This window comes from Bacillus cereus (assembly GCF_002567495.1).
GTDB lineage: Bacteria > Bacillota > Bacilli > Bacillales > Bacillaceae_G > Bacillus_A > Bacillus_A cereus_AQ.
Genome location: NZ_NVAP01000038.1, coordinates 98747 through 119003, shown reverse-complemented (window position 1 = coordinate 119003; position 20257 = coordinate 98747). Strand labels below are relative to the sequence as shown.

The window sequence follows — 20257 nt, the reverse complement described above, 5'->3', positions numbered from 1 at the left end:
ATTCCGACAGAACGTGAGCCCATAAAGAAAAAGTAGATTACAAAAATCTACTTTATAGCTTAAATTTTTGCATTCGCTTATAAAATGTACTACGGGGTACATCTAATAGTTTTGCAGCTAATGAAACATTTCCGTTTGTCTTTTGCAATGCTTCAATCATGCTATCACGCTGTATTTTTTCACGAAAATTCAATGTATGTTCTGTTTTATTTTCAACTTGCAACTCAAGTTGTTGTTGATTTCCCATCATTGTTTGTAACAAAAAAGCGACTTGCTTTTCGCATATTTCCCGCCCTTGCGACAAAATGTAAATGCGTTCTAATACATTTACTAATTCTCGAATATTTCCGGGCCATGTATGTTGTGAAAATTGATTGCAAATACTCTTCGGAAATACAACATTCCAATTCTTCCGTTCGCAAAAGTGTTGTATAAAATATGGGATATCCTCTTTTCTTTCTAGTAACGATGGAACATATAACGGATAAACGTGCAAACGATAATATAAATCTTGACGGAATTTCCCTTCTTCTACTAACCGTAGTAAATCTTTATGTGTGGCAGTAATAATACGAATATTTACTGGTACCTCTTTTGAACTTCCTATTGGAGTTATCGTACGTTCTTGTAAAACACGCAATAATGCTACTTGCATCTCTGGTGGTACTTCACCAATTTCATCTAAAAACAATGTTCCTCCATTCGCTTGTTCAAATTTCCCTTTATATCCTTGACGTCGCGCACCTGTAAACGCACCTTCAGCATAACCGAACAATTCACTTTCCATTAATTCTTTAGGCAAAGAACCGCAGTTAACAGATATAAAGGGCCCGCCTTTTCTTGGACTATTTTCATGAATCGCTCTCGCAACATATTCCTTTCCTACTCCTGTCTCACCACATACATACACACTAACATCAGTCGGTGAAACAAGCTTAATTTCTTCTAATGTGTGTTGAAATGCTTTGCTTGTCCCAATCACTCCTGGAAAAGTAATTCCGTTTATACATGGGAAAGTGGAATAGATATTCTTTTGTTTGTTTTCCTTTAAATACATACATTTCCCAATCATTCTATCATTACTATATACCGGTATCTCTAATTTAGTTTCCAATCCATGGTGCACTAAATCTTCAAGTTTTATTCTTGACCAATTAGTTACTCGTTCCCGAACGCTCTTACTCGCAGAAACGATAACATCACGATGATTACAAATAACTACTTGTTCATCACTATCAATGACATCTAAAAAACGATGGATTAAGTGTAATTCATTTTGATGAACTCTTATGCTACATTCACGTTCAATCGCATGTGCAATTGAAGTTACCATACCGAGCATATATGGATGCGAAAATTCAATTGGACAGGAGAAATCTAGAATACCAATTAATTTCCCGTCATCGTTATGAATGGGAGCAGCCGCACAACTCCAGCTATGTGATGCGACGGAGTAATGTTCAGTACCACTTATCATAATAGCCTCTTCAATTTCTAACGCTGTTCCAATTGCATTTGTGCCAACAGCTGCTTCCGTCCATTTTACACCTTCAATAAAATTAATATGTTTCGCTCGCTTTAACGTTTGTTTATTTCCACTTAAGGATAGAACGTAACCATCTGGATCGATTAATAATGCCATCATTTGTAGTTCATCAATAGTTTTTCTCATATTTTGTATTTGAGGTAATGCTATATCAAGGAAAATTTCACTCTTTTTCTTTTGTTCTTGAAAAATATTAGAAGACAAAACTTTCTGACCTTTATTCATGTAAGGATTAACATTAGCCTGTTTACATCGATGCCACGATTCTGAAATTCTTTGATTTATGCGATTTGAATCAAGAACACCTTCATTAACAAACTTTTTCCATGTATGTAAGTAAAATGGTGAAGCTAACATTGTATCATCTCCCTTTTAATTGTTTTGGAGATTTATAAAACATACTTTTATTATAAAACTGAATAAAAGCGTTTTCAATACAACTAGCAAGACGACACAAATATGTTAATAATTTGAATATCCTAATGCACTTCTTTATTCTTTTTTAGTAGCACTATATTTTGTATAATGGACGCAAAGAAAATACATAACCAAAACCACTTTTGTGGATTACCATTTATAAAGAAAACAATCACGGCTATTGCAAATAAAATAGTGGATGCTAAACTAAAATATAATTTTGTTTTAATTTCTATTATCCCTCACCCCTCTGTTACTTTACAGTACATACTAACTCTTCATTTTTCATCTCTACTATGTACTCCTGTAAAACATACTCTTTCCCGCCATGTTTTTCATACCAATCATGTATTCTACTAACATGCATCTCGTCACTTCTAATTTTCGATTCAATTTCTTTATACTGTTCATAACTATTATATTCCCATATCGCGAATATTTCAGTTGTACCATTCTTATTATCTTTCATCCAACGTCCTATTAGTCGCGATCCATGCTTTAACTGATTAGGTAAGTTCGTGTTATTGAAGTGATCATTAAATACTTCTATGAATTCATTTTTTACTACATAGTACTTCCTTCTGTAAAACATACTTCTTCACCTCTTTTATGAAAAGTATCAGTAAACCTTCCCATCACTACCGTATTATAATACTTTCCATCCGATAGTCTTTTGTCATTTTTTAAAATGCCTTCTACTTCAAAACCTAATTTTTTATAAAGATGAATAGCTTTATCATTTGTCTCTAATACTTGTAAAGATATTTTATTTACTGCATTTTCATCAGCCCATTTAATAGATTGTTGTAATAGGCTATTACCCATTCTATATCCCCAAAACTCTTTTAAAATGCAAACGCCAAACTCCACCTTATGAGATAATCTCTTAAAATTTGACCCTTCACATCTTGAAAATCCAACGATTCGATTGTGCACTTCTGCAACTAAAAAGAGATTCTTCGTCTCTTCACTATCTGTTTTTATTATTTTTTGAAACCCTAGATTATCTATAAATCCCTCTCCAGCGTCCCTATCCATATTTTCAGTTTCTCCATCAATTTGAACTCTAATTTTCGATAACTGCTCAGCATCTTTCTCAGCTGCAGAACGAATTGTATAAGTTAATCCACTTATATGAAACTCTTGCTCTTTTATAATCATGTCAAACTCCTTTCAAATGAGTATACTGGTGCTATTACAACTTGTTTACCTTGTTTCTCAAAGTCTTGAACAGTTTCTTTACTAGCCTCTTCGTCAGTTATAATAAGGTCAATTTCTTTTAGAGACTCTCCTCTTATAAAACAATCTATTCCAAGTTTATTATGCGGAGCTAAACAAATATTTCTTCTAGCAATTTCACTTACTCTTTTACTAAAATAAGCAACTTCAGGTGTTGCTGTACTTATACCTTCTAATGAAATACCTCCACCTGTAGAGAAATAAAGATCAATAGAAAATCTACTTATCAATTCAGAGGCAAGTGTATCAGTAATATTTCCTGAAGGTTTTACTTTTCCGCCAATTAAATACGTATCAATGTTCTTATAATCTCTTAGATGACCAGCTATTTCTATAGAATTCGTAATAACCGTACATGATACTTCCGGGAAATATTTTAGCAGTGCATAATGAATGGAAGCCCCACCAATAAAAATTGAATCATCTTCTTGTATATAAGATGCCGCAACTTTTGCGATTGTGTCCTCATATATTGAACTATCACTATAACGCTTAGCTGGTTCCACAGCTAAGTTTCTCACTCGTGCAAGTTCAATTGCACCCCCATGAGTTCTTTTTAATAAACCTTCCTTCTCCATAATAGACAAATCTCTTCTTATAGAATCGATAGACATATCGAACCTTGCCGCAAGATCCTTTGCAATTACTCTTCCATCTTTCTTAAGTAATTCTAAAATGTTCTCTCGACGTTCTTCAGTAAACATGTTGTCACCACCATTATTGAAGATTCAGAAATTTAAACTTTATGTTAATTATATGCACGTTTCTTCCGTTTCACAATGTTTTCAATCCTTTTCCTTCCGTTTTTATGCAGGTTTTTCCTCTCTTTCTATTTCGTTAACTTTAACACCGAATAAATGCACATTTGCATATTTTACTAAAAGGCTTCTATTTTTTTCCTTATTATTGTAAAATTATTCCTATGTTTTACTTTTTAATACAGAAAGGAATTACTATGAACTCTTTAATCAAAGTAACTTGTACAGCATTATTATTTACAGGAATATTAACAGGATGTACTAGCAATACTTCACAAAAACAAGAAAAGAGCGCTCTCGAAAAGAATGCAATGCACTATGGAGAAATAGTTAAAAACGAATACTATAGAGCGACAGTTGAAAATGCAAAGTTTGAAAAAATAGACAAAGAGCGGCGCCTTACTACACGTGTTATGATTAATAATGTTCGAGACGATGGACAAACTATTGACCTTTCGGAAATTAAATATTTCATACAAGATGAAAAAACTGGTCAGAAATATGAAGGTGAAGCTCATCCGATAGGTTACGAGCACTATAAAAATGTTCCACACGAATTCTCTTTAACTACTGACGTTGTATTTGAAATGAAAACTTCACCAAAAGATTTAAATAATATGTATTTATACATAGATAGCAAAGCTGCGCCGTTAACAAATACATATTGGAAGCTTGATAATTTAGTATCTAAATAGAAAGACCAGTCTTACATGACTGGTCTTTTTACATTCATACATTTAACTTTCATTCACATTTACATTGATTTGCTAATAACAACTTGAATAACATTAGCTAAACCAGTGTGCCCTTTCCCTTCAATTCGCTCTTGTTCTCCATTAAAGAAATGAATTACCTTATGTTCTTCACACCAAGTAAGGATATCAATTGGATCATACAGCATATCAACATCTTTTGGTCCACCAGTACCATAGTTTATTTGTTTTTTTGAGTAAACTTCAAACATAATTAATCCACCAGGCTTTATCGTTTGCATCATTTTATCTAATATCATTTTTTTATGATCATTATGAAAATGTCCAAATACCATAATTGCCGCATCATATTCATTTACTGGCAAACTATCAGCTAATAAATCTACTTTTTTTGTATGCACGTTTACGTTATGCTTCTCTGCCAATTTTTTTGTCTTTTCTAATCCATCTTCCGAATAATCAATAGCTGTTACTTTATGCCCTTGTCTTGCTAGAAATACAGCATTTCTACCTTCTCCCTCTGCGAAAGCTATTACTTTATTGTGATTTACTAAACGAAATGCTTGTTCTTTAATAAATGTATTAGGTTCTTCTCCATAAAAATATTCATCTGATTTATATCGATCATTCCAAAAATTATTCATCATCTTCTCTCCTTCTACATATCATTTTCTAGTTAGAACCGCTCCTCTGTAATATCACTATTAATAGCTATTGCGGCTTTATTCCCATGTGATGCAGCAATAATTAATGAGGATGGACCTTGAGTCATTGTTTCTCCTGTTAAGTAAATATTTTTTTCTGAAGTACGCCCAAAATCATCTATTACAAAAGTTCCATTACTTTGCAACTCACAACCTAGTTGTTCTATAAATTGATTTGGTCTAAAGAAAGTAGGCACTATAAATCCTCCAGCTCTTTCAATGCGTAAACCTGAATAAAACTCTACTTCATTTAAATATCCTCCTTCACCTTGTAGTGCACGTATAGGTTCTGTAATGACAGTTATATTTTTATTAGACAGTTCATCCATAATAGTTTGACTTAGCTCATTACCATTTGTTGCGATTACCAAATCGGTAGACCAGTTATAAACTAATTTTGTCATATGCAACGTATAATCTTCGTTTTCAGATATAATAATGAGAGGTTGATCTTTTAATTCCCACCCATCACAATATGGACAACTAAATAAGCTTTTTCCATAGTATTCTCGAACATTAGGAATAGATGGGAATTCTTCCTGTATACCCGTCGCTAATAAAACTCTTTCTGCCAAATATGTTGTATGATCGTTTGTCACAACCTCAAATAAACCGGTGGATTGTTTCGTTATCATTAAAACTGTTTTTTCATAATAATGAACTGATGGATACTTCATCAATTCATTTAATCCTATTTCCTTGAACTCTTCAGGTTTAACCCCGTCCCGCGTAATAAATCCGTGAGAATTTTGTGTTACACGATTCCTATTCGTTTTATTATCAAATAACGCTATTTGTTTACGAGCTCTCCCTAAAATTAAACTTGCATTAAGTCCAGCCGGTCCTGCACCTATTACTGCACAGTCTATATATTCCATAAGCAAATATCCTCCATGAATAAATTAATTTAACTATAATTAAAGATATTAAAGAGTCTTTTTATCCTCAATTAATTTAAAAATAAAAGCAGATTAAAAATCCACTTTTATTTTTTTCGCAAGATCTACGATTTTTTGATTTCTTAACTCTTCTTCCATTTTCTTTTCTGCTGCAAGCATTGCTTCATTAATTAAACATCCCGGTTTATCATGTAAACAACAGTCAAACAATGATGTTTTGCCTTCAATTGCATGTATAATATCTAAAAATGAAATATCTTCCCATTTATTACCAAGCGAATAACCACCTTTTGGACCAGATGATGAATGTATCATCCCTTCCTTCGTCAACTTAGTTAATATTTTAGACAAGTACGTTGGTGAAACATTTTGCATTTCTGCTAATTGATGAACACTAACTAACTTATTTGGTGTAGCTTTTGCCAGAAAAAGCATTGTATGAAGAGCATAATTTGTAGCTTTAGAATATTTCATAGTACAGCCCCTATTGTAGACTTCGTATATCTATAATAACTTTAATTTTTCGTTATGTCAAACGTTTGTAATACTCCATACAAAATTATTTTTTCTCAAGTAATACATCTGATGCGCAAATCGTCACTTCTCTAAATGGACAGTCAAATAGAACACTCAGTTCAAAACCATCTTCAGCAAGAGCTATTTCATGATATAGCCACCAAGCATCTTCAAAGTTTTTCGGCATAGAACACTTTGTTACTCCTGTAAAAGTTACTTGAAGTTTATCAAATTCACTAAAAGTACCACTGCAATCCAACACTATAGACAAAGTATCTTCTGATTCCTTTTTTACTATATTAAGCCTACTGTCATGCAGTGAAAATTCATGTAACTGAATAACGTTTAATGGGAGTTGTTCCTTAATAAAATTAAAGTGTTCTATATATGATTGATCTAAATGAGTCACTCTTCTCTCATAACCCTCTATCCACTCTTGCATAGTTTTTTTAATTCATCTGACGGTTATTCTGAATTAATTATGATATTTTGCATAATTGAGTATATCGATTCAGGAAGGAATTTTAATAAATCTATTTTCCTTTCCTCAATTTCTTCCTTTAAACTTTCTATATCCATTTCCGACCATTCTTTTATAGAATCTATAAAACTTACAAATTCTGAAACTTGCATTTCTTTATACCAATCTCTTGTAAAATATTTCAATGACACCTCTCCTAAAACATCTTTACATCCAACAAAAACAATATATCTACTTATTATATCATTCCAATAACCATTCTTTCTAAAGAAAAAATGTAAAACTGAAAAAATTCCGCCTTTTATTTCTAAAACTTCAGAATATTTACAAAACTAAAAAACTAGAATACATTTTACATGTACAAGATTCACCTGTACAAAAATCTAAACAAAAAGGGATGGTTATATGTTGAAGAAATTAGTAGCAGGGACATTAGTAGCGGGTTTTGCATTAACTGGCGGACTAGGTGTAGCAAGTGCTGAAGAAAAAGGTAACACAATTAAGTCTTTTGATTATTTAAAAGTGGATGAACAGAATGTTAATTCACTTACAAAATTAAGTGATCAGGATAAGAAAGACATCCAAATTACTATGGTATTACCAGAGCAAAATGAAAATGGAGATTGGCTAGCTTATGGTTTTACTAGCCGTAAAACATTGGATGCTTATATTGAAAAGGATAAAAAAGTACTTAAAAATAAAATTAATCCTTTAGGTAGCGGTGCTGGTAGTACTGATTTTTATGAACATATAAACAAAGGTGGAGAATATATTTACTGGAGCAGCGGTTTTAAAAACTTACCTTCTAGCTGGAACGACAGAATTTCTTCTGTAAGTACAGCATCACCTTCTGCAAGTTATTCAACGACACTTTGGGAGCATACTTCTACACAAGGATATGGAAAAGGTGTTGTATTTAAACATGCTGATTGGTACGGTAAAACTGCTAATTTAGCTGCTGATTGGAACGATATTACTTCAGCGATTGAAGTTAAAAAATAATAAGATATTATTAAAAGTCAAACCACTATTCTCTTATTTATTTAGAGAATAGTGGTTTATTATATTTCCATCTAAGCATGTACAGCATGTCCTACTGCTTGCAATAACGCTTCATGAATCGCCTCAGATAAAGTTGGATGCGCTGCAATATAATCTCTCATAATATCAGCGGTAACTTCTGTATGAATCATTACGGTTCCTTGACCAATAAGTTCAGTTGCACGAGGACCGATAATTGAAATCCCTACAATTTCTTGGTATTTAGGTTCCACAATGACTTTTACTTTACCCGCTTGTTCTCCTAAAATAAGAGCTTTTCCGTTCGCTGTAAATGGGAATTCTCCAATGAGAATATCACCATATTGTTCTCTTGCACCCTTTTCACTTAATCCGACACTAGCTATTTCTGGAGCTGTGTATATACAACGAGGCACAGCGTGATAATTTACTTTCACATCTTCTCCACTTGCGTGTAATGCTGCTGTCGTTCCTTCATGGAAGGCAACGTGAGCAAGCTGGATTCCACCAATCACATCACCCGCTGCGTAAATATGTGATACATTCGTTTGCATATGCTCATTCACAGTAATTCCTTTATTCGAAAATTGAACTCCTGCTTTTTCTAATCCTAACTCTTGTACACGTGGTTTTCGACCTACAGAAACGAGAACAAATTCTGGATTGGTTTCTTGGATACTTCCTTCATATTCAAATGAAGCCTGCTTCTTATAATTATTTAATCCTTTTAAAGCTGCTCCTGTAAAAATTTCTACGCCATCATTTTCTAGTTTCTCTTTCAAAATGCTTGCAATATCTTCATCTTCACCAGGTAGTAATTGCGGTGCCATTTCTACAATTGTTACTTTCGTTCCAAGCCTACTATAAATGCTAGCAAACTCACAGCCTATAACACCCCCACCAATGATTAATAATGAAGAGGGTATATTTTTAATTGATAACGCATGACTACTATTTAATATCCACTTTCCGTCAAATGGAGCAAAAGGTAATTCAGTTGGTTCTGAACCTGCCGCTATAATAAACTGTTCTCCATCTACTACAGCTTCCTTATCATCGTGCGTAACTCGCACACGATGATCCGTTTCAAATTTCGCTTTCCCTTTTATAAATTTAATTTTATTTTTCTTCATTAAATATCGTATTCCTAGTACGAGCTGCGTTACGATTCGTGACTTCCTTGCCTGTATTTGCTTCCAATCAATAGATATACTTCCTTTGTTAAGCGCAATTCCATAATCATTCGCTTTTTTCACAATATCGTGTACTTCAGCACTTTCTAACAATGATTTCGTTGGCATGCATCCAACATTTAAACAAGTTCCGCCAAGATCAGCTTCATCAATAAGAGTGACGTCTTTCCCATTTTGAGCTGCGGTAATTGCCGCTACATAGCCAGCAGGTCCGCCTCCAATAACAACTAATTTACTCATTCTCTCACCTTCTCTTTATAAAAGGATTGTTACAGGCTCTTCTAAATATCGTTTAATTGTGCGTAAAAATGCAGCTGCTGGTGCACCGTCTAGTACACGATGATCGAATGTTAAACTTAAAGGTAACATACTACCTTTTTTCAATTTTTTCCCTTTATATACAGGAACATGTTCAATTGCGCCAATACCTAAAATGCCAGTTTCAGGTGTATTTAATACAGGTGTAAAATATTCGATACCGAAGCTACCTAAATTACTAATTGTAAATGTCGTTCCTTGCATATCATCACTACTTAAGTTACCTGCTCGTGCCTTTTGTGCCACATTCTTAATCTCTTTAGATAACTCTACTAAAGATAAATTATTTGCAAAGCGAATAGCTGGAACGACTAACCCTTTTTCTAATGCTACTGCCATTCCTAAATGAACATGCTCAAATTGATGGATTACATCATTTATAAAAGCGCTGTTCATCTCTTTATGCTCTCTAAGAGCTAATACTACAGCACGTGAAACGAAATCAGTAATTGTTAGTTTGTTATTATATCGTTTTTGTACAACTTCCGCTATTTCTTTATGTAAAGCAACTAAATCTGTAACATCTACTTTCATCGTTAACGTTAATTGCGCGCTATTTTGTAAACTTGCGTGCATACGATTTGCGATTGCTTTACGCATACCAGTAACAGGAATCTCTGTACTTTCTTCTTGTTTAGGTACTTCTAGAATGTTTACTCTTACCTCAAGTACTTTTAATACATCTGCCTTTGTAATTCTTCCGCCAGGACCTGTACCAACTAATGCCTTGATATCCAGATTTTCCGACGTTGCAATTTTCTTCGCTACAGGTGAAATTTTGACTCTTTGCTTCGCTACTTCTTTCGCATATGGTTCTTGATGTTGTACATTTTGTACTTCTATATTAGATGTTTTTTCTTCTACAACATATGTGCTTTCCTGCATCTCTACTTTTTCATTCGGTTTACCGATATAGCAAATTACAGTACCAGGTGGCACTCCTTCATCTTCACTTACAGCTATATCAAGCACAGTACCATCAGCTGGTGCTTCAATTTCCGTTTCAATTTTTTCCGAATTAATACTAGCAATCAGTTCTCCTTTTGCAACATTATCGCCTGCTTTAATATTCCAGCTCGTAATAATACCTTCTTTCATCGCCATACCTAACTTCGGCATTACAACTTCTACAGCCATGTTTCTCTCTCCCTTCTCATCGTTTCATTACACATGTAATAAAGATTGGTCTCCAATCATTTCTGATACAGTTTCAATTACTTTCTCTGGCGTTGGTAAATATAGTTTTTCAAGTGGTGGTGAGAACGGAACTGGTGTATGTGGTGCTGTAATTCGTTTAATAGGTGCATCTAATAAATCGAACCCTTTATCCGCTACAATTGCTGCAATATCCGTCGCAATACTACATCTTGGGTTTGCTTCGTCAATGACGATAAGACGATTTGTTTTTTCAACAGATAATAAAATAGTATCTTCATCAAGCGGTGATAAAGATCGTGGATCAATTACTTCTACTTCCAGCCCCTTTTTCGATAATTGCTTTGCAGCTACAAGCGCTGTATGAACTTGCTTTCCGATTGCGACAATTGTTACATCAGAACCTTCCCGTTTAATATCTGCTTTTCCTAATGGAATTGTATAGTATCCTTCTGGCACTTCACCTTTCATATTGTAAAGTGTTTTATCCTCAAAGAAGATTACTGGATCATCATCTTCAATTGCCGCTAATAATAAGCCTTTTGCATCATACGGTGTGGAAGGAACAACAACTTTAATACCTGGTATGCTCGTAAATAATGCGTACAAACTTTGTGAATGTTGAGCTGCTGCACTAAAACCAGCGCCATGCATCGTACGTACTGTAACGGGTACTTTTGCTTTACCTCCAAACATATAACGGAATTTCGCACCTTGGTTTAATACTTGATCAAGACAACTACCGATAAAATCATTAAACATTAATTCAGCTATCGGACGTAACCCAGTTGCTGCAGCTGCCATCGCAGCTCCCATATAACCCGCTTCAGAAATTGGTGTATCCAATATACGATTTCGGCCAAATTCTTGTACAAGTCCTTTCGTAACACCAAGAACACCACCCCAAGCTTCATCATCTTGCAGATGATCAACTTGTGCACCGCCTGCAACATCTTCACCTATTAAAATTACATTTTCATCACGACGCATTGAGATTTTCATCGCTTCATTAATTGCAGTTGACATACTTACTGTTCTAGTCATAATTTTTCACCCTCCTCTTATTTGTAAGAAACGTATACATCTTTTAATAATTCTTCATCGTCTGGGTATGGACTATTTTCACTAAATTCAATGGATCTTTGTACTGCATCATCTACTGCTTTTTCCATATCAATAAGTTCAGATTCCGTTAATAAACCTTCATGAATTAAATGCTTACGGAAATTCACAATTGCATCTTTTTCATTTAAATGTTCTTCTTTTTCTTCTGATGTTTTATATGTTTGCGCTTCACCTTCGAAATGACCGTAATTACGATATGTCATACATTCAATAATTGTTGGACCATCACCATTACGCGCACGTTCCACCGCTTCTGCAGCAGCTTTGTATACTGCAAGTAGATCTTTTCCATCTACTTGAACACCTGGAATATTATAAGCTTTTGCACGATCAGCAATAGAATCACAACTTGAAGCATATTCAAATTTAGTTGCTTCACCGTAACCGTTATTTTCTGCGATAAAAATAACTGGTAACTTCCAAATCGCTGCTAAGTTAACGCCTTCATGAAATGTTCCTTCATTATTTGCTCCGTCACCGAAGAAACAAACACTTACATCTTTCGTTCCTTTATATTTAGCTGTTAATGCCGAACCGCAAGCAAGTGGGAAACCGCCACCTACAATGCCGTTTGCACCAAGCATTCCTTTATCTAAATCGGCAATATGCATTGAGCCGCCTTTACCTTTACATAATCCTGTCGCTTTCCCGAAAAGTTCAGCCATCATACCATTTAAATCACAACCTTTTGCAATACAATGTCCATGACCTCTATGTGTACTTGTAATACTGTCACTATCCGTTAAGTGGGCACATACACCAACCGCTACCGCTTCTTCACCTGCGTATAAATGAACGAAACCTGGCAGAACGCCTTGCGCGAACAATTCATGCACCTTATCTTCAAACTTACGAATCTCCAACATTTTTTCGTACATCCAACGAGCTTGTTCTTTCGTAATTTCATTCCCTTTACTTTCAGTTGTTTTTAACATGTCCAGCCCTCCTATTTTCTTGTTCATCTTTTATATTGCAAGTAGCGTGCCAAATTCTAACCCTTGATTTAATAGACTTTCTCTTCTTTTTAAAAGTAAAAAAGTGGACAAAACGAGACAGCTGTCTCGTTTTGTCCACTTTTGTTCACCTTACTAGAGATCATTCCCTTATTCACTATCAAAACTTTTTTGTAATTTCCGAATATAAATAATTTGACCAATATGATACGCATTATGAGTAGTTACATTACCTAGCACTTCCCACCACTTCGCGGATACAGGAAATCCAACTACATCACTCTCAACCTTGTCTTCATTAATGAGATTTTGCCATTGTAACAATTTCTCTAATAATTTTTCTCTTAACTCTTCGAAAGTTTGATTATCTGAAAGCATAAAGCTTTTGTTATTGTCACCAATAGCGGGTACCGCATTAACATTTGATTCTTTGTACCTAGTTTGCCACGTTGAATTCCAATACAGTAAATGTTGTACAATTTCAGCTATACTATTACTCTCTTCATTCGGTTTCCAGAAAGCTTCTCTCTCAGATAAATCCTTCACTGCATCTGAAAATGGCATATACCAACTAGGATCATTCGCATTTGCTAATAACTGATCTGCTAATACGTCTTTCACATGGACCATTTTTCTTCCCTCCTGTTAAAAAGATTCATTTCATGACAAGACTCACTTCTCTAAATACGCTGAGTTTGTAAGATTTCCTCTTTTTAAACGCAATCCCATACATATGCAAATAAAGAAACTGAAAGCACCTAATCCATAAGCTGCTGTATAACCACTTTGCTCAATAACCCAGCCCGCAAGTCCTGGTCCAATCATTTGACCAACTGCATAGAAAACAGAAATAAAACTAATTGCCATTGAAACATATTTCGGAGATACTTGCTTTGAAGCAGCAACTTGAATTAACAAAAGGATTCCTCCGAGGCTAGAACCCCAAATAATTGCTGACACGATAAAACCAGTTATATTTTCAAATATAATTGGAACCATATCACCTATAACAGCTAATAAAAGTGCACTACATAAACTCTTCTTTATACCAATCCGATCCGAAATAAATCCCCAGACAGGTGCTCCTACGATTGAAAAGGTGCCAGCAATCGCATAAACAGTTCCCGAAATTGATGCTGATATACCACTATCAATCATAAAACTAGTTTGATATAAATTTGGAATTAAATATACAACACCAACAGTAAAATACATCCATGCAATGATATATAGTTCTTTCGTTTTCCATAAAAACGATTTATTACTCCTTTTTTTCTCATCTTCAGTAACTTCAGGATTTTTCAAAACAACTGAAGCGGCGAATACAACGATACATGTAATAACTCCAAACAAAAACCATGCACCACGCCAACTATACTCAGGAAATGTGCGCACTACATAAGGAACAATTATTCCACTAAATAGCATACCTATACCTGCACCGCTCAATAACAGCCCCATTACAGTTCCCCTTTTGTCTGGAAACCACCCTACCGTTATTGACATGAGTGGTGTATATACAAGAGCACTACCAGCTCCAGCACATAGCATACAAAAAGCAACTATCCAAAATGAAGAAACAAATGCTAATCCCATTACACTTATAACGACTAGCCAACTACCTATTAATAAAACTGATTTTGCGCCGAAACGGATAGTAAATATTCCAGATGTTCCTACCGTTAATAAATATCCTAGAAAGAGTATAGTTCCTAATATGCCAGATTGAGCTGTAGACAAGTGAAGTCCTTCCTGCATAAATGGCAGTATAATTCCATATGCCATACGGGCGAAACCCGTTGTTGTTATAATAAGAAACATCCCTATTAATACAAATATCCAAAAATGACTTTCATTCCGCGCTTTCATTTAAATTCCTCCATAAATAGTTATTTCCAATTGGATGTTGATTGTAATTATAGTGATTATGATAAAAAGCAACTACCCAATGGCGGAGGAGTTTACGGTATAACGGATTTTTAATACATACGTAAAATTTCAGAAGGATTCATTCCATATTTCTTTTTAAATGACTCTGAAAAATGACTAATATTATTGTATCCAACAGCAACTGCCGTTTCGGTCACATTACTAGTACCCGAACGTAATAAAAGCATTGCTCTTTCCATTCGCTGTTCTCTTAAATATGCAAATGTGGACGTGCCAAATAATTCTTTAAAACCAATTTTTAATTTATAATCATTTAATCCTACTATTTTAGCCAATTCTAACAATGATGGAGGTGACTCCATTCTTTGAAGTAAAATTTCTTCAGCTTGTTTTATTTTATTCAAATCCTTTTTGGATAATTGACTCCTTTTATTTGCGTCACGATCATTAAGTAATACTTTCCCAAAGTATATAGAAAGCAATTCGAGCGCTTTACTTTCTATTTCGAGTTGATTAATACGATCCTTTTGGGGATTCTCTAACATTCTCTTAATAAGATTAGATGTTAGGGCATCAATGGGGGTTTGAAACTTTTTAAAAGATAGATTTCCTATTATAGTATGAAAATCATGACTTTTTTCAATAGCACAATTTAGCATAAAATGATTAAACAACTGTACAGGAATTCCAATTGCTAATGAATATAGTGGAGTTTCTTTTTCATATTCAAATAGAACTTCAAAGTCATTCATAAAATATAAATAGCTATTCCCAGCCATTAATTTATTTGTAGAGTGACCAACTTGTACTTCCCCTGATCCGTGTAAACAAAAATTAAGTTCCACCATTGCTGCATCCGATGCAAACTGGATGTGATGATTATTATGGAATTGAAAGTTTGAAAACACAATTTCCATTCCAGAAAACGAGCTCCATCTTCGTACTTCACCTTTACCTATTATTTTTGGCAAATTCATATGTCTCTCTTCTGCAACTTGTAACCCATGAAAATATTTATGAAAAATATCATGAAAACCATTAGCCCTCATGAAATCCACACTCCTTTTATATACAAATAACGAATTAATTGATAATCTTTTTCAATTATAACAAATATCTTTATACAATAAATAGCTTTTCCCTTTATAACTCGTTATGATAAAAGAAAAAGAAAGCGGGAAAAAAATGAATAAAAAAATCGTGGTTATTACCGGATCCTCAAGTGGATTCGGCCTATTAACAACGCTTGAACTTGCGAAAAAAGACTATTTAGTCATTGCTACAATGCGAAACCTAGAAAAACAAGGAAACTTACTATCTCAAGCTACTAAACTCAACTTACTGCAAAACATAAAAATTCAACAATTAGATGTAACCGATCAAAACTCTATACATAACTTTCAATTATATTTACAAGAAATAAACAGAGTAGACCTTCTCATTAATAATGCAGGATATGCAAATGGAGGTTTTGTAGAAGAAATTTCAGTAGAGGAATATCGTAAACAATTTGAAACGAACCTTTTTGGAGCAATATCAATCACTCAGCTTGTTTTACCATATATGAGAGAACAAAAAAGCGGAAAAATCATTAATATAAGCAGCATTAGCGGCCAAGTTGGATTCCCTGGTTTATCTCCTTATGTATCTTCAAAATATGCATTAGAAGGCTGGAGTGAATCCCTTCGCTTAGAAGTAAAACCTTTCGGAATAGATGTTACTTTAATTGAACCAGGTTCTTATAACACGAACATATGGGAAGTTGGTAAACAATTAGCTGAAAACCAAGTTGATACTACCTCTCCCTATAACAAATATATGGATAAAATACAAAAACATATCAATAGCGGTAACGATACATTTGGTAATCCTATAGATGTTGCCAATAAAATCGTTGAAATTGCTGAAACAAAGCGTACTACATTACGATATCCAATTGGAAAAGGTGTAAAATTTATGATTTTCGCGAAGAAGATTCTTCCTTGGAGATTGTGGGAGTATCTTGTTTTGAGAAGCTTTAAGAAGATGTAATTACCTTTATTGAAAACCATTTTGAAAGAGGTGCTAAACAAATGCTAGGTTTACCCTATGGTAAAGTATTTTTAGTTCCGTGGACTGGAGAGTGGGCAATTGAATTTGTAAAAGAGAAACAATTCATTGAGAAACAAATTGGCGAACATATTTTAGCAATTCACCATATTGGAAGCACTTCTATTCCACATTTAAGTGCAAAACCTATTATTGATATTGCAATCGAACTAGAAGATTATACAGTTGGCATACAATGTATCAAAAAGTTGGAACTATTAAATTATAAATACAGAAAAGATGTATTGCCTGAAAGGTACTATTTTAATAAAGGAGAGCCACGAACTCATCAAATTCATATGTATGAACAAGGGAATAAATATTTAATAGAACAATTACAATTTCGAGATTACTTAATAGACAATAAAACTGCTCGTATACAGTATGAACAGTTAAAGACTCAACTTTCACAAGCTACTCCCAATGATAAACATCAATATGCAGAGGATAAAACAAATTTTGTTACATCCATATTGGCTAAAATAAATGATTGAATTTCATACACAGAATAAGAAACCATTTATGCATAAGTAAATGGTTTCTTATTCATTAGTTATCTCATTATGTATACTATCAAACATTATTGTGTTATACAGCAGGTGGAACAAAGTAAAATAACATCGAAATCATACATATATATGTAACCAATCCAATTATCGAGAGAATATATTCTTTCGATTTTCTATCATACTTCCATTCCATCCATGCTCTTAAGATCACTGTTATCCCTAAATAAGTGAAAATGGCATAAGCCATTTTAGAGTTTTCAAATTTAAACATATAATAACAACTAGCTATTACATACATAATAATTAGTCCTATTTCCAATTTTACGTGTAAACTATTCACATACCTATATCCAAAGAGTCCCCTCTTCTCCATATTTAACTTTCTTCTTAAAAACTGTTCTAAAAAATAACCCACTATACAAACTCCAATAATAATAATTAAAATTGTAGAGATTCCCATTGTTATCCCTCCTATTACTTTATTTATTTTTAGACATAAAGTGGACTATATTTCGGTTATTCTCTTCTAAATAACTTACAATTCCTTCAGGATATGTTGGTTTCTCCTGTAATTCGTCTAGACTTTTCCAAATTAATATAATATCTTCATGTTCTTTATGCCTTATTTCATTTGTAATTATCTCTTCAACCGTTCCCCAATGTATTAATGTACAATGATGTCCTTTTTCGTTGTTCCACTCGAAAATATGCTCATTTACAACGGCTAGTTCTTGGACATCAATCTTCAAATCATATTCTTCCATTAATTCTCGTATTATCGCTTCTTTTGCCGTTTCACCAAATTCAATAGAGCCTCCTGGAAAACGATAAAATGATTCGTTCTCATCACATTGTACTAGTACTTTCGAATGCCCGTCGTTTACAATCATTACTTCAGCACGTAATTTAGGATTTTTCATTTTGTCTCCCCATTCATTCCACATATGATTAAATCCAATAACTATAAAAGAAGAGATTAAACATAATTCCTGTTATTATTAATAATGGAACTGTTCCTAAAGAAATGACATATTCCCTCGATTCTTTATCATATTTCCACTCCATATATGATTGAAAGCAGTATAAAGTTATTAAAAATAATATGGGTAAATTACTAATATAAATGGGATTTAAAGTGGCACATATCATTGTAACAATTATATAAGTAATGATAAGAACCCTAGTACCCCATTTATGAGAGTTGTTTACATATTTACTATTCCAGTCAGTTTGTTTCGGTATATTTAATTTTTTTCTCACTACTTTTTCCAAAATAACTACAAATATGATCCATAATACTAATAGAATTACTTTAACTAAAAACAGTGATGTCTCCTCCTTTACCTTTTATCCGGCTGATCACTCGGATATATAGCATTCTCTTTGTTTTCTATGTCCCAACTAATAATCGTCGCACTATCTCGCCCTAATTGCTGATGAACGTGTTCTAAAACATTATGAACATTTTCTTTAAGTTCTACATTACTTCTATTCATATCGTTATACAGATTTAATGGCGTTTCATAACGACGTTCGCCGCACTCTAATACCCCGTCTGTAACCATTACAATTCGATTGTTTCCAGTACGTAATTCACGAATTCCTGATGAATAGCATGGAACGCGTAACTCAAATGTATTCACATTACCAATCCATTCGTAAAAATGACGTTGATTTAATGTATATTGTCCCAATTTATGTAACTCTTCATGAAATACATAAATTAAGCAATCCCCTATGGAAAGCCACCATATATAATTTTCTTTTCTTACACATATTAAGCAAGCTGTTTCACCTTTAACCTTTTGGCACTTTTCTTTAAATGAAGAGGATTGAAAAATCGTAAGTATATGATTTTCCACAGATTGAAATACAGTTTCAATTGACTCTTTCATAATCACTTTTATATTCTCATATTCTTTTTTAATTGTATTTACTACTAAATCCACACTTTCTGCACTATTATGTCCGTCTAATATAAACGCAAATTCCCAATCACCATTCGACCAAACTAAAGCACCGTCTTCATTCTTTTTTGCTCCGGCACTTTTATTGCCACCATATTTACCAAGTACGATTTCACCATATTGCTTTACCGAAATTTCGTCTAAACACATTTCCCTACTTCCAACCCATGAATATTGTGTATTATTTGTTGTATGCATACTTATTTACCATATACTTTCGTATTCTTTCACATAGTTTTTTAATTTTCTCTTCATCACCATATGGCGCACCAGTCCAGTTCGCTACTTCAGTTGGTGACCAAAACTCTTTTGGTGTATTCGGATAACGCGGAATAATGTGCATATGCATATGTGGTACACCATTCCCTGAAACAAAAGTGTAAATATGTTCTGCACCTTCGCTTTCTTTTAGAGCTTTACTTACTCTACTTGTTATAAGTCCGAATGCTTTCGCCTCATTTTCAGTTAATTCAGCGAGGCCAGGTACATGCCTTTTTATATCAATCATTACGTAACCAAGATATGTTTCTTCTGCATCCCAATAGACATGTCCAACATATATAAGATCATCTTCATAAATAGCACCGCCTGGAACTTTAATATTTCCCTTATGTTTTTCGCAAATGAAGCAGTTGTTTTCTACTTGATTGTTTATTGACATATCCATCACCATCCTTTTTATATATAATATCACAAATAAAGGAAAAACAGGTTTTACATTCCGAAAATTCAATCTTTTTATACAGCAATTTTTGAAATGAATTTA

General features: G+C 33.7%; 23 protein-coding genes and 1 pseudogene. 4 read left to right on the top strand and 20 right to left on the bottom strand.

The features are described from left to right. Window positions 1-52: 52 nt before the first annotated feature. From COK05_RS17400 to COK05_RS17380, 4 genes are all read right to left on the bottom strand, one after another. Window positions 53-1903, bottom strand: a complete 1851-nt coding sequence (locus COK05_RS17400) for a sigma-54-dependent Fis family transcriptional regulator (RefSeq protein ID WP_098613568.1) — start codon at window positions 1901-1903, stop codon at window positions 53-55. Between the two features lie 313 nt (window positions 1904-2216). Further along, the gene (locus COK05_RS17390) at window positions 2217-2555 is read right to left on the bottom strand and encodes an NIPSNAP family protein (RefSeq protein WP_098613567.1); all 339 of its coding nucleotides are present in this window, start codon (window positions 2553-2555) and stop codon (window positions 2217-2219) included. After that, the gene (locus tag COK05_RS17385) at window positions 2528-3124 is read right to left on the bottom strand and encodes a GNAT family N-acetyltransferase (protein WP_098613566.1); all 597 of its coding nucleotides are present in this window, start codon (window positions 3122-3124) and stop codon (window positions 2528-2530) included. Before COK05_RS17385 ends, COK05_RS17390 begins: the two co-directional genes overlap by 28 nt. After that, window positions 3121-3906 carry a DeoR/GlpR family DNA-binding transcription regulator gene (locus tag COK05_RS17380; protein WP_098613565.1) on the bottom strand — a complete coding sequence of 262 codons (786 nt, stop codon included), beginning with the start codon at window positions 3904-3906 and terminating at the stop codon, window positions 3121-3123. Before COK05_RS17380 ends, COK05_RS17385 begins: the two co-directional genes overlap by 4 nt. Before the next feature lie 251 nt (window positions 3907-4157). Here COK05_RS17380 and COK05_RS17370 point away from each other — a divergent pair, with 251 nt between their 5' ends. Continuing rightward, window positions 4158-4655 (top strand): hypothetical protein, encoded by a 498-nt coding sequence (locus tag COK05_RS17370; RefSeq protein WP_098613563.1) that lies wholly within the window; start codon window positions 4158-4160, stop codon window positions 4653-4655. Between the two features lie 59 nt (window positions 4656-4714). Here COK05_RS17370 and COK05_RS17365 read toward each other — a convergent pair whose 3' ends face one another. From COK05_RS17365 to COK05_RS17350, 4 genes and pseudogenes are all read right to left on the bottom strand, one after another. Next, the gene (locus COK05_RS17365) at window positions 4715-5320 is read right to left on the bottom strand and encodes a class I SAM-dependent methyltransferase (RefSeq protein WP_141539143.1); all 606 of its coding nucleotides are present in this window, start codon (window positions 5318-5320) and stop codon (window positions 4715-4717) included. Window positions 5321-5349: 29 nt separating this feature from the next. Continuing rightward, window positions 5350-6255 carry an NAD(P)/FAD-dependent oxidoreductase gene (locus COK05_RS17360; protein WP_098613561.1) on the bottom strand — a complete coding sequence of 302 codons (906 nt, stop codon included), beginning with the start codon at window positions 6253-6255 and terminating at the stop codon, window positions 5350-5352. A gap of 93 nt (window positions 6256-6348) precedes the next feature. Beyond that, window positions 6349-6750, bottom strand: coding sequence for an Rrf2 family transcriptional regulator (locus COK05_RS17355; RefSeq protein WP_098613560.1), 402 nt, complete (start codon window positions 6748-6750; stop codon window positions 6349-6351). Between the two features lie 85 nt (window positions 6751-6835). Further along, window positions 6836-7458, bottom strand: a pseudogene (locus COK05_RS17350) (DUF4085 family protein). Window positions 7459-7678: 220 nt separating this feature from the next. Here COK05_RS17350 and COK05_RS17345 point away from each other — a divergent pair. After that, window positions 7679-8275, top strand: coding sequence for a hypothetical protein (locus COK05_RS17345; protein WP_098613559.1), 597 nt, complete (start codon window positions 7679-7681; stop codon window positions 8273-8275). Between the two features lie 71 nt (window positions 8276-8346). Here COK05_RS17345 and lpdA read toward each other — a convergent pair whose 3' ends face one another. The 7 genes from lpdA to COK05_RS17310 form a co-directional block, all read right to left on the bottom strand. Beyond that, window positions 8347-9726: a dihydrolipoyl dehydrogenase gene (gene lpdA / locus COK05_RS17340; RefSeq protein ID WP_098613558.1), complete on the bottom strand. Its 1380-nt coding sequence runs from the start codon at window positions 9724-9726 to the stop codon at window positions 8347-8349. Window positions 9727-9741: 15 nt separating this feature from the next. Beyond that, window positions 9742-10941, bottom strand: coding sequence for a dihydrolipoamide acetyltransferase family protein (locus tag COK05_RS17335; RefSeq protein WP_098613557.1), 1200 nt, complete (start codon window positions 10939-10941; stop codon window positions 9742-9744). A gap of 27 nt (window positions 10942-10968) precedes the next feature. Next, window positions 10969-12003 carry an acetoin:2,6-dichlorophenolindophenol oxidoreductase subunit beta gene (acoB, locus tag COK05_RS17330; RefSeq protein ID WP_098613556.1) on the bottom strand — a complete coding sequence of 345 codons (1035 nt, stop codon included), beginning with the start codon at window positions 12001-12003 and terminating at the stop codon, window positions 10969-10971. 17 nt (window positions 12004-12020) lie between these two features. Beyond that, window positions 12021-13019, bottom strand: coding sequence for an acetoin:2,6-dichlorophenolindophenol oxidoreductase subunit alpha (gene acoA, locus COK05_RS17325; RefSeq protein WP_098613555.1), 999 nt, complete (start codon window positions 13017-13019; stop codon window positions 12021-12023). Between the two features lie 168 nt (window positions 13020-13187). Continuing rightward, entirely contained in the window at window positions 13188-13667 is a 480-nt protein-coding gene (locus tag COK05_RS17320) for a DinB family protein (protein WP_000233795.1), read from the bottom strand. 42 nt (window positions 13668-13709) lie between these two features. Further along, window positions 13710-14906, bottom strand: a complete 1197-nt coding sequence (locus COK05_RS17315) for an MFS transporter (protein WP_098613554.1) — start codon at window positions 14904-14906, stop codon at window positions 13710-13712. Window positions 14907-15016: 110 nt separating this feature from the next. Further along, window positions 15017-15976, bottom strand: a complete 960-nt coding sequence (locus COK05_RS17310) for a helix-turn-helix transcriptional regulator (protein ID WP_098613553.1) — start codon at window positions 15974-15976, stop codon at window positions 15017-15019. 136 nt (window positions 15977-16112) lie between these two features. On the opposite strand from COK05_RS17310, the gene COK05_RS17305 reads away from it, so the two are divergent. Both COK05_RS17305 and COK05_RS17300 read left to right on the top strand, forming a co-directional pair. Beyond that, the gene (locus COK05_RS17305) at window positions 16113-16958 is read left to right on the top strand and encodes an oxidoreductase (protein WP_218010109.1); all 846 of its coding nucleotides are present in this window, start codon (window positions 16113-16115) and stop codon (window positions 16956-16958) included. 41 nt (window positions 16959-16999) lie between these two features. Next, window positions 17000-17509, top strand: a complete 510-nt coding sequence (locus COK05_RS17300) for a GrpB family protein (protein WP_098613551.1) — start codon at window positions 17000-17002, stop codon at window positions 17507-17509. Between the two features lie 94 nt (window positions 17510-17603). Here the strand turns inward: COK05_RS17300 and COK05_RS17295 are convergent, their stop codons facing one another. The 5 genes from COK05_RS17295 to COK05_RS17275 form a co-directional block, all read right to left on the bottom strand. Continuing rightward, window positions 17604-17984 carry a DUF4181 domain-containing protein gene (locus COK05_RS17295; protein WP_098613550.1) on the bottom strand — a complete coding sequence of 127 codons (381 nt, stop codon included), beginning with the start codon at window positions 17982-17984 and terminating at the stop codon, window positions 17604-17606. Between the two features lie 19 nt (window positions 17985-18003). Continuing rightward, a complete protein-coding gene (locus tag COK05_RS17290) occupies window positions 18004-18444 on the bottom strand; it encodes an NUDIX domain-containing protein (RefSeq protein ID WP_098613549.1) in 441 nt (146 codons plus the stop codon). A 28-nt stretch (window positions 18445-18472) separates the two neighbouring features. Next, the gene (locus tag COK05_RS17285) at window positions 18473-18796 is read right to left on the bottom strand and encodes a DUF4181 domain-containing protein (RefSeq protein ID WP_098613548.1); all 324 of its coding nucleotides are present in this window, start codon (window positions 18794-18796) and stop codon (window positions 18473-18475) included. A 68-nt stretch (window positions 18797-18864) separates the two neighbouring features. Continuing rightward, window positions 18865-19689, bottom strand: coding sequence for a PP2C family serine/threonine-protein phosphatase (locus tag COK05_RS17280; protein WP_098613547.1), 825 nt, complete (start codon window positions 19687-19689; stop codon window positions 18865-18867). Then, entirely contained in the window at window positions 19673-20173 is a 501-nt protein-coding gene (locus COK05_RS17275) for an HIT family protein (protein WP_141539154.1), read from the bottom strand. The genes COK05_RS17280 and COK05_RS17275 overlap by 17 nt, the downstream gene beginning before the upstream one ends. Between the last annotated feature and the right edge of the window lie 84 nt (window positions 20174-20257).

Excerpts from the sequence above, each read along its gene's own strand:
- COK05_RS17400 (WP_098613568.1), bottom strand. The coding sequence starts at position 1,903 with ATGTTAGCTTCACCATTTTACTTACATACATGGAAAAAGTTTGTTAAT.
- COK05_RS17390 (WP_098613567.1), bottom strand. The coding sequence starts at position 2,555 with ATGTTTTACAGAAGGAAGTACTATGTAGTAAAAAATGAATTCATAGAA.
- COK05_RS17385 (WP_098613566.1), bottom strand. The coding sequence starts at position 3,124 with ATGATTATAAAAGAGCAAGAGTTTCATATAAGTGGATTAACTTATACA.
- COK05_RS17380 (WP_098613565.1), bottom strand. The coding sequence starts at position 3,906 with ATGTTTACTGAAGAACGTCGAGAGAACATTTTAGAATTACTTAAGAAA.
- COK05_RS17370 (WP_098613563.1), top strand. The coding sequence starts at position 4,158 with ATGAACTCTTTAATCAAAGTAACTTGTACAGCATTATTATTTACAGGA.
- COK05_RS17365 (WP_141539143.1), bottom strand. The coding sequence starts at position 5,320 with ATGATGAATAATTTTTGGAATGATCGATATAAATCAGATGAATATTTT.
- COK05_RS17360 (WP_098613561.1), bottom strand. The coding sequence starts at position 6,255 with ATGGAATATATAGACTGTGCAGTAATAGGTGCAGGACCGGCTGGACTT.
- COK05_RS17355 (WP_098613560.1), bottom strand. The coding sequence starts at position 6,750 with ATGAAATATTCTAAAGCTACAAATTATGCTCTTCATACAATGCTTTTT.
- COK05_RS17345 (WP_098613559.1), top strand. The coding sequence starts at position 7,679 with ATGTTGAAGAAATTAGTAGCAGGGACATTAGTAGCGGGTTTTGCATTA.
- lpdA (WP_098613558.1), bottom strand. The coding sequence starts at position 9,726 with ATGAGTAAATTAGTTGTTATTGGAGGCGGACCTGCTGGCTATGTAGCG.
- COK05_RS17335 (WP_098613557.1), bottom strand. The coding sequence starts at position 10,941 with ATGGCTGTAGAAGTTGTAATGCCGAAGTTAGGTATGGCGATGAAAGAA.
- acoB (WP_098613556.1), bottom strand. The coding sequence starts at position 12,003 with ATGACTAGAACAGTAAGTATGTCAACTGCAATTAATGAAGCGATGAAA.
- acoA (WP_098613555.1), bottom strand. The coding sequence starts at position 13,019 with ATGTTAAAAACAACTGAAAGTAAAGGGAATGAAATTACGAAAGAACAA.
- COK05_RS17320 (WP_000233795.1), bottom strand. The coding sequence starts at position 13,667 with ATGGTCCATGTGAAAGACGTATTAGCAGATCAGTTATTAGCAAATGCG.
- COK05_RS17315 (WP_098613554.1), bottom strand. The coding sequence starts at position 14,906 with ATGAAAGCGCGGAATGAAAGTCATTTTTGGATATTTGTATTAATAGGG.
- COK05_RS17310 (WP_098613553.1), bottom strand. The coding sequence starts at position 15,976 with ATGAGGGCTAATGGTTTTCATGATATTTTTCATAAATATTTTCATGGG.
- COK05_RS17305 (WP_218010109.1), top strand. The coding sequence starts at position 16,113 with ATGAATAAAAAAATCGTGGTTATTACCGGATCCTCAAGTGGATTCGGC.
- COK05_RS17300 (WP_098613551.1), top strand. The coding sequence starts at position 17,000 with ATGCTAGGTTTACCCTATGGTAAAGTATTTTTAGTTCCGTGGACTGGA.
- COK05_RS17295 (WP_098613550.1), bottom strand. The coding sequence starts at position 17,984 with ATGGGAATCTCTACAATTTTAATTATTATTATTGGAGTTTGTATAGTG.
- COK05_RS17290 (WP_098613549.1), bottom strand. The coding sequence starts at position 18,444 with ATGAAAAATCCTAAATTACGTGCTGAAGTAATGATTGTAAACGACGGG.
- COK05_RS17280 (WP_098613547.1), bottom strand. The coding sequence starts at position 19,689 with ATGCATACAACAAATAATACACAATATTCATGGGTTGGAAGTAGGGAA.